This is a genomic window from Arthrobacter sp. Alg241-R88 (genome assembly GCF_900537115.1).
Taxonomy (GTDB): domain Bacteria; phylum Actinomycetota; class Actinomycetes; order Actinomycetales; family Micrococcaceae; genus Arthrobacter.
Genome location: NZ_UNRG01000003.1, coordinates 118,045 through 130,518 on the forward strand (window position 1 = coordinate 118,045; position 12,474 = coordinate 130,518).

Annotated in this window: 13 protein-coding genes; 8 read left to right on the forward strand and 5 right to left on the reverse strand. The window is 65.1% G+C overall.

All coding sequences use genetic code 11. The annotated features are described in order from the left end of the window. The first annotated feature begins 56 nt into the window (after nt 1-56). The 4 genes from G6R19_RS09180 to G6R19_RS09195 are packed head-to-tail and all read left to right on the forward strand — an operon-like array spanning nt 57 to nt 4,267. Complete coding sequence (locus tag G6R19_RS09180) at nt 57-1,016, forward strand: aldose 1-epimerase family protein (RefSeq protein ID WP_163164257.1); 960 nt, start codon at nt 57-59, stop codon at nt 1,014-1,016. Nucleotides 1,017-1,055: 39 nt separating this feature from the next. Beyond that, complete coding sequence (locus G6R19_RS09185) at nt 1,056-2,399, forward strand: AI-2E family transporter (protein ID WP_163164258.1); 1,344 nt, start codon at nt 1,056-1,058, stop codon at nt 2,397-2,399. A 3-nt stretch (nt 2,400-2,402) separates the two neighbouring features. Then, nucleotides 2,403-3,641 (forward strand): threonine ammonia-lyase, encoded by a 1,239-nt coding sequence (gene ilvA / locus G6R19_RS09190; RefSeq protein WP_163164259.1) that lies wholly within the window; start codon nt 2,403-2,405, stop codon nt 3,639-3,641. 8 nt (nt 3,642-3,649) lie between these two features. Further along, the gene (locus G6R19_RS09195; protein WP_163164260.1) at nt 3,650-4,267 is read left to right on the forward strand and encodes a rhomboid family intramembrane serine protease; all 618 of its coding nucleotides are present in this window, start codon (nt 3,650-3,652) and stop codon (nt 4,265-4,267) included. Nucleotides 4,268-4,346: 79 nt separating this feature from the next. Here G6R19_RS09195 and greA read toward each other — a convergent pair whose 3' ends face one another. Both greA and G6R19_RS09205 read right to left on the reverse strand, forming a co-directional pair. Continuing rightward, on the reverse strand, nt 4,347-4,841 hold the full coding sequence (greA, locus tag G6R19_RS09200; protein ID WP_163164261.1) for a transcription elongation factor GreA: 495 nt from the start codon (nt 4,839-4,841) through the stop codon (nt 4,347-4,349). Between the two features lie 142 nt (nt 4,842-4,983). Then, nucleotides 4,984-5,451, reverse strand: coding sequence for a DUF4307 domain-containing protein (locus G6R19_RS09205; protein ID WP_163164262.1), 468 nt, complete (start codon nt 5,449-5,451; stop codon nt 4,984-4,986). A gap of 129 nt (nt 5,452-5,580) precedes the next feature. On the opposite strand from G6R19_RS09205, the gene mca reads away from it, so the two are divergent. Together mca and G6R19_RS09215 are read left to right on the forward strand one after the other, a co-directional pair. Then, the gene (mca, locus tag G6R19_RS09210; RefSeq protein WP_163164263.1) at nt 5,581-6,486 is read left to right on the forward strand and encodes a mycothiol conjugate amidase Mca; all 906 of its coding nucleotides are present in this window, start codon (nt 5,581-5,583) and stop codon (nt 6,484-6,486) included. 97 nt (nt 6,487-6,583) lie between these two features. After that, nucleotides 6,584-6,955 (forward strand): hypothetical protein, encoded by a 372-nt coding sequence (locus tag G6R19_RS09215; protein WP_163164264.1) that lies wholly within the window; start codon nt 6,584-6,586, stop codon nt 6,953-6,955. Nucleotides 6,956-7,029: 74 nt separating this feature from the next. Here G6R19_RS09215 and G6R19_RS09220 read toward each other — a convergent pair whose 3' ends face one another. After that, nucleotides 7,030-7,692 carry a hemolysin III family protein gene (locus tag G6R19_RS09220; protein WP_240341829.1) on the reverse strand — a complete coding sequence of 221 codons (663 nt, stop codon included), beginning with the start codon at nt 7,690-7,692 and terminating at the stop codon, nt 7,030-7,032. A 248-nt stretch (nt 7,693-7,940) separates the two neighbouring features. Here G6R19_RS09220 and G6R19_RS09225 point away from each other — a divergent pair, with 248 nt between their 5' ends. Both G6R19_RS09225 and G6R19_RS09230 read left to right on the forward strand, forming a co-directional pair. After that, entirely contained in the window at nt 7,941-8,702 is a 762-nt protein-coding gene (locus G6R19_RS09225; RefSeq protein ID WP_163164650.1) for an isoprenyl transferase, read from the forward strand. 238 nt (nt 8,703-8,940) lie between these two features. After that, nucleotides 8,941-10,359, forward strand: a complete 1,419-nt coding sequence (locus G6R19_RS09230) for a PhoH family protein (protein ID WP_163164265.1) — start codon at nt 8,941-8,943, stop codon at nt 10,357-10,359. A gap of 601 nt (nt 10,360-10,960) precedes the next feature. Here G6R19_RS09230 and G6R19_RS09235 read toward each other — a convergent pair. Together G6R19_RS09235 and G6R19_RS09240 are read right to left on the reverse strand one after the other, a co-directional pair. Then, a complete protein-coding gene (locus G6R19_RS09235; RefSeq protein WP_163164266.1) occupies nt 10,961-11,608 on the reverse strand; it encodes a GNAT family protein in 648 nt (215 codons plus the stop codon). A gap of 42 nt (nt 11,609-11,650) precedes the next feature. After that, nucleotides 11,651-12,442, reverse strand: coding sequence for a hypothetical protein (locus G6R19_RS09240; RefSeq protein ID WP_205484348.1), 792 nt, complete (start codon nt 12,440-12,442; stop codon nt 11,651-11,653). Nucleotides 12,443-12,474: the final 32 nt, after the last annotated feature.

Here is a 12,474-nt window from a genome sequence, read left to right on the forward strand (position 1 = left end):
CAAAATGCAACAAGTCTGCAGTGCATGCAGCCGGGCCGCGCTGTACGGTATTGCTCATGACTTCCGATACACCCCACGAAACCAGCGTCGCTTCAGGCTACCGGGCGTATGCGACCGGCCGGCAGTACGAACTCCGCCGGGGAGACGCCTTGGCAGTGGTCACCGAACTGGCCGCCGGACTTCGATTGTTCAGCAGGTCCGGCGTCCAGCTGACGGAAACGTACGGCGACGACGAAATCCCGCCTGGCGGGTCAGGGATCACGCTTGCGCCGTGGGCCAATCGCGTTGAAGACGGCACGTGGTTCCTGGACGGCAAGAAGCAGCAGTTGGCCATCACCGAGGTGGCACGCAACAACGCAAGCCACGGGCTCCTCCGCAACGCCTCCTACGCGCTGGTTGATGAGTCCGAACATTCGGTTACGCTCGAGGCCACCATTTTTCCCCAGCACGGTTACCCCTTCCTGGCGCGCCACCGGGTGCAGTACCTCCTCACCGAAGACCTTGGCCTGGAGGTCCGCCAGACGTTGGCCAACGATTCCAAGAAGGCCGCGCCGTTTGTCCTTGGGGCCCATCCGTATCTGCGACTGGGGGACACGTCGGTGGAGGAATTGGTGTTGACCGTGTCCGCTGACACTCAACTGCTGGCTGACGAGCGCCTGATTCCCCGCGGCAGCGCACCCGTCCAAGGTGACACCGACTTCCGGGCGGGGCTGCAAGTTGCACTGCTGAACGTGGACGTCGCCCTGACCGGCCTGCAGTTCGAAGGGGGCAAGGCGCGGCACACTCTGGCGGCTCCGGGCGGAGGGCAGGTGAGCCTCTGGCAGGACGAATCCTGCCAGTACGTCCACGTTTATGTCAGCACCCTGTACCCGGGGCGCAGCCGCGCGGTGGCTGTTGAACCCATGACCGGTCCCGCCAACGCCTTCAACTCCGGCGACGGCCTCCGCTGGGTGCAGCCGGGGGAATCCTTCACCATGTCGTGGGGGATTGACTACCGTTCCGGTGCCGCCGGCTAGCAGTTTCCCATTGGGCCGCGGCTGGGGAATTATTAGGCTATGACGCCAGCCGAGGATCCCGTTTCGCCCGACCCTCAACTTCCCGTGCGGCAACCATCCGCTGCACCGGCAAGCGGGAATCCGCCACTGCGCGTCCTGACGGACCGTGAACTGGACAAGGACATTCCCTACGGAGTGCGCATCGCCGCATCATGGGCCTGGCGCCTGGGACTCATCCTCCTTGTGGGCGGCGCCCTGGTATGGCTGCTGCGCGGAATCAGTTTCCTCATCATCCCGGTGATGGTCGCCGCCCTCCTGGCCGGCCTCCTGAACCCGGTGGTGGGCTGGCTGAAACGCCGCCGGGTCCCGGGTGGCGCTGCTGTGGCCATCACGGTGGTGGGCTTCCTGGGCCTGATCGCCGGATCGCTGGCGCTGGTGGGCAGGCAACTGGTCGCGGGCTTTGGGGAACTCTGGTCCGAAGCGCTGACCGGTATCCGGCAGATCCAGAACTGGTTGTCCGAGGGGCCCCTCCACCTGACGGCCGACCAGATCGATAAGTACCTGCAGGAGGCCAGTACGGCGCTGCAGGACAACACCAGCAATATCCTCAGCGGTGCACTGTCCTTTGGCAGCAGCGCAGGACATTTCGCTGCGGGACTGGTCCTTGCGCTCTTCGTCCTCATCTTTTTCCTGCTCGAGGGCGACCAAATCTGGGCGTTCCTCGTCCGGCTGCTGCCCCGGAAGGCGCGGGCGGCGACGTTCGGCGCCGGGCGCAAGGGCTGGGCTTCGATGGTCAGCTATGCCCGCATCCAGATGTTTGTCGCATTTGTGGACGCGGTGGGCATTGGCCTGGGTGCGGCGATAATCGGCGTCCCGCTGGCGCTGCCCCTGAGCGTGCTGGTGTTCATAGGTTCGTTTATCCCGATCGTCGGTGCCCTGGTGACCGGCGCAATTGCGGTACTGCTCGCGCTGGTAGCCAACGGCCCCATCAATGCCCTGGTCATGCTCGGCATCGTGCTGCTGGTCCAGCAGCTGGAGAGCCACATCCTTCAGCCACTCGTGATGGGCAAGGCGGTGGCCCTGCATCCGGTGGCAGTGATCCTCTCGGTAGCGGCCGGTTCCTACCTGGCCGGAATTCCGGGAGCGCTGTTCTCGGTGCCCATTCTCGCCGTCGCAAATTCGGCCGTTCGCTACATCGCCGCCAGAACGTGGGAACATGAACAGGTGTTGGCATCACCTGCAGGCTCGGTGGCTGCCGGCCCCGGCCCGGACAACACCATTAGGCGTGTTGACCCGCCGGACGCCCTCAAAGGCGGCAAGGACGCCGCAGCCAGCACCGACGCAGAACAACCTGGCGCCCGTTCCAACGACGCGGCGCCAGGGCCGAAATCCAGAGGAGATTAGTCCGTGAACATCCTTGAAACCCTTCCCGTCACGCTGGACGATGTCCTGGAGGCGCAGAAGCTGCTCGACGGGATTATTGCGCGGACGCCGGTGGAATCATCACGGGCGCTGGGTGCCCTCGTCGGCGGGGACGTCTACTTCAAGTGCGAAAACCTCCAGCGGGCGGGATCTTTCAAGGTCCGCGGCGCCTACGTGCGGATGGCGCGGCTGTCCCCGGAAGAGAAAAAGCGCGGCGTAGTGGCCGCGTCCGCAGGCAACCACGCCCAGGGTGTGGCCGTAGCAGCCAAGAGCCTCGGGATCAAAGCCCGCATCTACATGCCCCTGGGAGTAGCCCTGCCGAAACTGGCTGCCACCCGCAGCCACGGGGCAGAAGTTATCCTGCACGGGCACAATGTCGACGAAGCGCTCGCCGAAGCCCAGCGCTACAGCAACGAAACCGGAACTGTCTTCGTCCACCCGTTCGACAACGTGGACGTCGTCGCAGGCCAAGGCACGCTGGGACTCGAAATCCTGGAGCAGGTACCCAACGTGGACACCGTGCTGATGGGCGTAGGCGGTGGGGGACTCCTGGCGGGTGTCGCCGTCGCCATCAAAGCCCGGGCCCGGGAACTGGGCCGGGAGATCCGTATCATCGGCGTGCAGGCGGAAAATGCCGCCGCATACCCGCCCTCGCTCGCTGCCGATGCACTCGTTCCGTTGAAAAAGGTGTCCACCATGGCCGACGGCATTGCCGTCGGCCGCCCGGGGCAGCTTCCCTTCAGCATCATCCGTGAACTGGTGGACGACGTCGTAACGGTCAGCGAAGACTCCCTCGCGCGTGCGCTGATTTTCCTCCTGGAGCGCGCGAAGATGGTGGTGGAGCCTGCGGGCGCTGTAGGTGTGGCCGCACTTATGGACGGCAAGATCGAGAACCCGGGCACCACGGCCGTGGTCCTCTCGGGCGGCAACATCGACCCCATGCTGATGCTTAAAGTCATCCAGCGGGGTCTCTCCGCCGCTGGACGTTACATGACCGTCCGCATGATGCTGGACGACAGGCCGGGTTCGCTTGCCACCATCGCCCGGATCATCGCCGAGAACGACGCAAACGTCACCGGGCTGGACCATACCCGGGTGGGCGGGTCGATCAGCATGGGCGACGTCTCCATCACCGTCAACCTGGAAACCAAGGGCCACGAGCACTGCGAGCAGGTCCTGGGCGCGCTCCGCGCCGAGGGTTTCCAGCCGATCGTGGTGCACTAGGACGCGCCATGGCCGGAGTGACGGGAAGCGGAGGCTGGGAGCGGCGGACCATTGCCGCCCGGGCAAAAGGCGGACTGCTGGTGCTGGGCGGCTTTGTGGCTCTCCTGTTCGCCATAGAACTGTTCAACGCGCTGATGCTGCGTTCGCTGAACCGCACGTTCGGCCTGCGGCCCAGAAGCGCCGACGGGCTGCTGGACATCTTCACCTTCCCGCTCCTGCACGCCAACCTGAACCACTTGCTGTCCAACAGCCTGCCGCTGGTAATTTTCGGCTTCCTGGTCTTCCTCTCCGGACTCCGGGTCTTCCTGACGGCGTTGGCCTTCAGCTGGCTCGGATCGGGGCTGACGGTCTGGCTGATCGGGAACGGCGGCATCACCGTGGGCGCTTCCGGCCTGGTCTTCGGACTGTTCTCTTTCCTGCTGGTCCGGGGCTTTTTCAACCGCAGCTGGCGGCAGATCCTGCTGGCCGTTGTGCTGTTTATGGGCTACGGCAGCATCCTGCTCGGCGTCCTCCCGCTGGTTTCGGGCTTCGTCTCCTGGCAGGCACATCTCGGCGGCGCAGCCGGGGGAGTGGTGGCCGCGCTGCTCCTGCGGCCGCGCAAAGATGCAGCAGACACCAGGTTCTGACCTCCGCCCGGAGCCTTCCCCATTAAAGTGAAACGCTGGCCGTCCTTCCGGACGGCCAGCGTTTCTTTAAGGCCTGCGCCTATGCCGCGTACGGCTTGGCGGAAAGGATCTCCACTTTGATGTCCTTGCCGTTGGGCGCCGTGTAGCTCAACGTGTCGCCTTCCTTGTGCCCAAGGATGGCGGCACCCAGCGGAGACTTCTCGCTGAAGACGTCAAGATCGGAATCGCCCGCGATCTCGCGGGAACCGAGCAGGAAGGTTTCTTCGTCACCGGCAATCCTGGCGACGACGATCATGCCGGGCTCCACGATTCCGTCATCTGCCGGAGACTCGCCAACGTGGGCGTCCCGAAGCAGGGCCGTCAGTTGGCGGATACGGGCCTCGATCTTGCCCTGCTCCTCCTTGGCCGCGTGGTAGCCGCCGTTTTCCTTGAGGTCACCCTCTTGCCGGGCTGATTCAATTTTCTGGACGATCTCCGCCCGGCCGGCGCCGGAAAGGTGGTCCAGCTCTGCCTTCAGGCGGTCAAAAGCTTCCTGGGTAAGCCAGGCTGCAGCTGCGCTGTTGGTGGTAGACACGGACTTCTCCTCTAATGGTCCTACATGCAAAAGACCCCGCCACGGTGGCCACTTGTGGAACAGTAACCAGCTCAGCGGGGTAAAGGTATTGCTCCATTGTAGTCAATCCTGTGGATTTAACCCAACAAGCAAGCGGCGCGCATCACATCTTCTGCCCGGAGTCACCGGGAATCCAGCAGCTGTCCACCACGCCGGATACGGACTGTGACTCGGTCCTGACCGGGACCCGCTGCGAGACTGTCCGCCCGCCGTCGGCTGTTCCATCTGCCTCCGAAGGAGGAATGTCCACAACCTTCCACCCCACCACGGCGTATTTGGAATCCAGCGCCTTGATGGCGCACTGCACGAAGGTTCCAGGTTCCCGGGTCACCTGGAAGTCCACCTCGGCCAGCGTGGCGTCCGTGGTGACATAGCCGATGTCCTTGAAGCTCACCTCGGTGAGGGAATTCGACGTGGAAACCCAGGCCATAAAACCGATCCCCGCGGCCAGCGCGGCGCCTCCGATAGTGCGCCTGGCGGCAGGGGAGAGCCGGCGCTTTTTAGCACCATAACGATTGGCTAGGCTAGTGTTCGCGGGCTCGGAATGGGCCGGCTGGTCCGGGGAAGTCACCAGACCAGTTTAGTGCCCCTTCCGGCGGAGCTTTCCCGGCCGGCGGCATAGCAGGCCTTGCAGTCCCCGCCCGTTCAGCAACCGTTCAGCAGCCACACGCCGCAATGAAGAATAAGGAGCCGTCCTTCGATGACAGCGTCCAGTAACTCCCACGCACCGCTCCGGCTGCTCGCCGTCCATGCCCACCCCGACGACGAGTCCAGCAAGGGTGCGGCCACGATGGCCATGTACGCGGCGTCGGGGGTGGAGGTGATGGTGGCCACCTGCACGGACGGCTCACGCGGGGACATCCAGAACCCCGCGGTGGAAGGCGAGCCTCATCCCAAACGGGACATGGCGGGGGCCCGGCGCCTGGAGATGGAACGGGCAGCCCGGATCCTGGGGATCAAGCAGCGGTGGCTGGGCTTTGTGGATTCGGGCCTGCCCGAAGGTGATCCGCTTCCGCCCCTGCCGGCCGGGTCCTTCGCCACCCTGCCGCTGCACCATGCGGCCGCCCCGCTGGTGCGGCTGGTCCGCTCCTTCAAGCCCCACGTCATCCTCAGCTATGACGAGAACGGCGGCTATCCGCACCCGGACCACATCATGGCGCACCGGGTTGCCGTTGAGGCTTTTGACGCGGCCGGTGATCCTGCCCGTTATCCGGACGCCGGCGAACCCTGGGAACCGGGCAAGCTGTACTACGACCGCGCCTTCAGTCCGGAACGATTCCGCGCGCTGCATTTCGCCCTCGAGGAAGCGGGCCTCCAGTCCCCTTACGCCGAGCGGCTCGCGGCATGGCTGGAGTCCGACGCCGAAGGCCACACTCCGCCGCCGGCCCCCCACCCCACCACCACGCAGGTGGACTGCGGAGACTTTTTCGAAGTGCGCGACGACGCCCTGCGGGCGCACCGTACACAGGTGGATCCGCTGGGGTTCTTTTTTGCCGTATCTCCGGAAATGCAGCGCCGGGCGTGGCCTTGGGAAGATTACTCACTCATCCGGTCGCGGGTGCCGTCCGAGCTCCCGGAGAAGGACCTGTTCGCGGGGCTAAGATAGAAGCGGCAGGCATTTCTATGCCGTGTAGAAGATGCGCCCGGATCCGGGCCGCCGAATTTGCTGCCTGCTGACACCCGTTCCATAGAAGGTATTCAACGTGCAACGTCTGCTCCTCAGCCTGGCTACCACCCCCTCGCCCCTGCCCACGCCCTCCTTGCGTGAGGGCATCTCCGAGGACCAGGTAACGCCGGGCCTCCTGGGCTTCATCATGACGGCTTTCTTTGTGGTAGCCACGGCCCTGCTGATCGTTGATATGGTGCGCCGCATCCGCCGGGTCCGTTACCGGGCCCAGGTGGAGGAGGAGCGCATTGCCGCGGCAGCTGCCGCCGACATTGAAGCGGCGGAGGCTGCAGAGGCGGATTCCGGACCGGCGGGGCCTGCTGCCGGTGCCGGTTCAGCTGCCAACGACTCCTACCAGGGCCCGGCCGACGGCGGCGCGGACGCTGATCCGGGAAACCGCCGGCACTAGGTCTCCCGGGCTCCTCCAAGGCCTTATCCGGCCCTTGATGCCGCCTGGCAGGTTCCGGACAGCCCCTGGCAGCGCTAGCTGAGCACTGCCAGGGCTATGGCTGTGAAATGCGCAGCGAAGGCCACCACGGTCAAGGCATGGAAGAGTTCGTGGAAGCCAAAGTGGTGGTAGCTGATGTTGGGCTTTTTTAGGGCGTAAAAGACCGCGCCGGTGATGTACAGCACGCCGCCCACGCAGATGAGGACGGCGGCGGGCGCGCTGGCCTGGAAAAACTGCGGAAGATAGAACAGTGCGCCGCAGCCGAGGGCGATGTAGATCGGAACGTACAGCCAGCGGGGTGCCTGGGTCCAGAGCAGCCGGAACAACACGCCGAGAATTGCACCTGACCAGATGACCCACAGCAGCAGGACGGCCTGGGGCCGTTCCAGCAGGGTCCAGGCGAGCGGCGTGTAGCTGCCTGCGATCACCAGCATGATGTTGGTATGGTCCAGCCGCTTGAGCGTCATCTTTACCCGCGGGGACCAGTTGCCTCGGTGGTACACGGCGCTGACACCGAACAGCAGCACTCCAGTGGCCGCGTAGATGGCCGACGTGATCTTGCGGTCAACGGTCGGAGCCAGGAGGACGAGGACAATTCCCGCCGCGAGTGCCAGTGGAGCCGTCACGGTGTGGATCCAGCCGCGCCACTTCGGCTTGATCATCAGGAGCTCGGCCAGGCGCACGGCTGCGTCGTCCATGGGGGAGGTGCCGGCGTTCGTTTCCGCGCTGGCTCCCGCGCCTGCAATGTCCTTGCGCTGCGGCGTCCGGGGACCGTCCGGGGTGTCGCTGTTCATGGCTCCAGAATAACTTACGGGCCGGTAAGTTACCCGTGGGTAATAAGGGCTCGGTGCCGGGCGGCGCGCAGAAGACCGTCCCCGTCGGCGCCGGACGGTAGCCTAGGATGTGCAAGCCGAACGTACAGCAAGGAAGTCAGGTGAGAGGCCGCGTGGAGTTGCCCGGGTTCCTCTATGGCTTTTACGAGCGCCGGCTGCTCAAGGACCTCGCGCGCGACCGCATCCCCCGGCACATTGGTGTGATGGTGGACGGCAACCGGCGCTGGGCCAAACAGTTCAACGCGCCCACCAGCCAAGGCCATCAGGCAGGCGCAGACAAGATCCACGAATTCCTTGGCTGGTGCCAGGAACTTGGGGTCAAGGTGGTCACGCTGTACATGCTGTCCACCGACAACATGAACAGGTCCAGCGAAGAACTGGACCTCCTTATGGGCATCATCGCCAACACCCTGGACCGGCTTGACGACGACGCGAACATATCAGTGCACGCCATGGGGGCACCTGAGCTGCTGCCGGATTATCTTGCGGAGCGGCTGAACAAGCTCACGGCACGCACCCCGGTCCGGGAAAAGATCCATGTCAACGTGGCGGTGGGGTACGGCGGACGCCGGGAAATCGTTGACGCAGTGCGGGAACTGCTGCACGACGCCGTCGCCAAGGGCGCCGACATTGGCAAGCTCGCCGACGACCTGTGCGTAGACGATATCTCACGGTTCCTCTACACCCGGGGCCAGCCGGATCCGGACCTGGTGATCCGCACGTCCGGCGAACAACGGCTCTCCGGGTTCCTGATGTGGCAGAGCGCCTACAGCGAGTTCTACTTCTGCGAGGCGCTGTGGCCGGCATTCCGCAAAGTGGACTTCCTGCGCGCCCTCCGGGACTATGCAGGCCGGCAGCGCCGCTTCGGCACCTGACATTCCGGTTCACCCACAGTTCACACGGCTGCAACAGGAATCGCCGCGTAATGGTTGCGGAAATTACTTCCGATGGATTTACGTTATATCCATCAGCAGGCAAAACCGCCGGCTGATCGGGGAGGCCAGTACATGGAGCGAGACATCGCACCGGTTGTATGGGAGGCCGGACCCGGCCTCTTGGCCGAGCCGCCTCACCACTAACAAATCCGGGCATGCGCCCGGGGCTGGAGTCGATGTGGCTACTTCTGAACAACTGCCCGAGGTCCTTTTCGGCCAGGGCGGGAAAGCTACCTCTCGCGCCACGCGAGCCACGTCAGAAACCGGCGCAGCGAAAGATGCTGCGGCCGGTTTTGCTGTTTCCGGAAGGGAAGCCAACATCCACACCTTCGTGATCGACACCTCCGTCCTGCTGTCCGACCCGCGCGCGCTGCTGCGCTTTGCTGAGCATGAGGTGATTGTGCCGGTGGTGGTCATCACCGAGCTTGAGGCCAAGCGGCACGACCCCGAACTTGGCTACTTTGCGCGGAAGGCGCTCCGGCTCCTTGACGATCTTCGGGTCAAACACGGCGGCTTGAGCCAGCCGATCCCCATCGGCGACGACGGCGGCACCCTCATGGTGGAACTGAACCACATCTCCGCCGAGGTGCTGCCTCTGGGGTTCCGCAGCGGCGACAACGACAGCCGTATCCTCGCGGTGGCAAAGAACCTCGCGAACGAAGGCCGGGACGTCACCGTGGTGTCCAAGGACCTGCCCATGCGGGTCAAGGCTTCAGCCATGGGGCTCACCGCCGACGAATACCGCAACGAGTTGGTGAAGGACTCCGGCTGGACCGGCGTGGCCGAGGTGGAGGCCGGCGAGCAGGAGATCTCCACGCTCTACGGCCACGAACCGGTGTTTATTCCGGCGGCAGCGGAACTGCCCGTCAACACCGGCCTGGTCCTGCTGTCCAACCGCGGCTCCGCGCTCGGCCGGGTAGGCCCGGACAAGCAGGTCCGCCTGGTGAAGGGCGACCGCGACGTGTTCGGACTGCACGGACGCTCCGCGGAGCAGCGGCTCGCCATCGACATGCTGATGGATCCCGCCGTCGGCATCGTCTCCATCGGTGGCCGGGCAGGCACCGGCAAGTCAGCCCTGGCTTTGTGCGCCGGCCTGGAAGCGGTTCTCGAGCGCCGGGAGCACCGCAAGGTGATCGTTTTCCGGCCCCTGTACGCCGTGGGCGGCCAGGAACTGGGCTACCTGCCCGGCTCCGAGTCCGAGAAGATGAACCCTTGGGCGCAGGCGGTTTTCGACACCCTCGGAGCACTGGTCAGCCAGGAAGTGGTGGAGGAAGTCATGGACCGCGGCATGCTCGAGGTTATGCCCCTCACCCACATCCGCGGACGTTCCCTCCACGACGCCTTCGTGATCGTTGACGAGGCCCAGTCACTCGAAAAGAACGTCCTGCTGACCGTCATGAGCCGCATCGGCCAGAACTCGAAGATCGTCCTGACCCACGACGTCGCCCAGCGCGACAACCTCCGCGTCGGACGTCACGACGGAATCGCCGCCGTCGTCGAAACCCTAAAAGGACACCCCCTCTTCGGCCACATCACCCTGACCCGTTCAGAACGCTCGCCAATCGCAGCATTGGTAACAGAACTGCTCGAAGGCTAAGTCGTCCTGAGCGAGGGGCCGTGGTCGGGTTCGCCGGGCCACGGCCCTTCGCCGTCGCTTAGCGCGGAAGTCCCTTCCCAAGGCTCGCAAGCTCGCCTCGGGTCCCTCGGGACGCCGCTTACGTCGCATAGGGGCTCCTCCGGTCGCTGGGCGACCTCCGGAGCCCGATGCGCCGCGATGCGCTCCTACACGAAGGACCGTAACCCGACGTGTGCGCGTCTTTCGTCATTCGGGACGGACCTTCACAGACGTCCGACGCGTAGGGGCGCATTGGCCCGACGCAAACGGTGCGCTCCTACGAGAAGGGCCGCGGACCGACTTGTGCACGCGTTTCCTCCCGCGGGGTGAGGCCCGGCACACGTCCGGTCCCAGTGCTTCGCGTAGGAGCGCATCGCCGACCAGAGCGTTGCGCAGGTCGCTCAGCGACCGTAGCAGCGCGGCGGGAGGTGTCTAAGCGACGGCGAAGCTCTGGGGGCGGACGAACCCGCCCGCGGCGAACCTAAGCGACGGCGAAGCGCTGGGGGCGGACGGACCCGGCCGCGGCGAACCTAAGCGACGGCGAAGCGCTGGGGGCGGACGAACCCAGCCATGGCGAAATCGCTCAGGTGACCTTCAGGAACGCAGTTGCAGGTTCGTGGCCCTCGACTTGGAGGGTCCAGTCGGGGCGTTTGAACGTCTCGGGGGTGAGGCGGACGTGCTGGACTGTTTCCACCTTGGTGCCCCAGGCATTCCTGGTGGTGCCGTTCAATTCGTAGCCGAGGGAGCGGGAGACGCCGAGGGAGGCTTCGTTCCACGTGGCTGCTTCGGACTCTGCTACTTCGGCGCCCAGCCAGTCGAAGGAATAGAGGGCGACGGCGGCGCGCATCTCCTTGCCGAACCCGCGGCCCTGCATCGACTGCTTCAGCCAGGAACCGGTGGTGACGGTTTTGAGTGCGGCGAAATCCTTCGCGCCGACGTCCTGGCAGCCGATGAAGGCGCCTTCATGCCAGATGCCCAGGAGCAGGGTCCAGGATTCGGGGGAGCATTCGGCCCGGCAGCGCCAGTACCAGCGGGCCATGTTGGGCGCCAGTTCATCTGCCGGAAGCTCTGTCCACGGAGTGCTGAACGGGCTCCTGCCCGCCTCGTGGATGCCGCTCCTTGCTGCTGCAACGGCGGCAGGAATCTCCTGGTCCTGTATGGGGCGGAGTTCCAGCCGCGGTGTGGCCAGCCTCAGGCCGAAAAGTGGCCAAACGTCGCTCAGTGATGTCATCAGCGAAGCCTAGCGGATGCGCCCTGCCGCGGCCTGTCACAGTCAGGCGGGGACGTCCCAGGTGATGTGCTGCCGGACGTCGGTAAGACTCATTGACTGGGCCAGGAAGAGGTCATCCAGCATGTACTCGTCCACCGCGATGATGCGCAGCCAGTGGCCGTATTCCTCCGGCCCGGCTTCCAGGGACTGGCTCGCCACGCATACGCCGGTGCCCAGATCCACCCTGATCCGGGATCTGCCGGGAAGGCATAGCGGCGCTGCCGGATGGGCCGGATGATATGCGGCTGTAGGGACCACAACTGCTTCAAGGACAGGGCGGCCTTCGTGCTCCTGCTGCCGGACTTCCTGTATCTCCACGGCATTGCTGCCGGGAAACTCCAGAGGCACAGGAGCGTTCCCGGCCAGTTCCACAGGATCCAAGGCCGCGGAGAACCGCCCGTTGCCGAACCCTGGCTCGCCATAGGCTGCTTCCGGCCGCCTGCGCACCAGGCCATGGTCGTCGTAAACGGGCGTCACCAGGTGCGGTGGCAAAAGCCAGGACTTCCGGGTGGCACTGACGTAGAGGCCGTCACGGGAATCGTTGATTCCCGTGGTGCTGTGCAGGACAAGTCCATCCGCGGTTTCAAGACGGAGTGCGCCCGGCCGCCGAAGCCACGCCCGCACCAGGGACGCCGTCGGGTTAGGCGCATCCGCGAAGGGCTCATCCCAATACTCAAAGCGCAGGGACTGCCATTTCCAGGGCGAGGACCTGCAAAGGTTCCGGAACAAGGCAGGGTGCGCGGCGGCTGTAGTGCCGTCCGGATCCATCCGGTGCCGGGAGTCCCACGTCGCCATATCCACAGTTTACGCGCGGGCGGTGCGGCGGC

Coding starts and splice junctions, on each gene's coding strand:
- G6R19_RS09180 (WP_163164257.1), top strand. CDS start 57: ATGACTTCCGATACACCCCACGAAACCAGCGTCGCTTCAGGCTACCGG.
- mca (WP_163164263.1), top strand. CDS start 5,581: ATGACAGCGTCCAGTAACTCCCACGCACCGCTCCGGCTGCTCGCCGTC.
- G6R19_RS09185 (WP_163164258.1), top strand. CDS start 1,056: ATGACGCCAGCCGAGGATCCCGTTTCGCCCGACCCTCAACTTCCCGTG.
- G6R19_RS09240 (WP_205484348.1), bottom strand. CDS start 12,442: ATGGCGACGTGGGACTCCCGGCACCGGATGGATCCGGACGGCACTACA.
- G6R19_RS09235 (WP_163164266.1), bottom strand. CDS start 11,608: ATGACATCACTGAGCGACGTTTGGCCACTTTTCGGCCTGAGGCTGGCC.
- G6R19_RS09195 (WP_163164260.1), top strand. CDS start 3,650: ATGGCCGGAGTGACGGGAAGCGGAGGCTGGGAGCGGCGGACCATTGCC.
- G6R19_RS09220 (WP_240341829.1), bottom strand. CDS start 7,692: ATGGACGACGCAGCCGTGCGCCTGGCCGAGCTCCTGATGATCAAGCCG.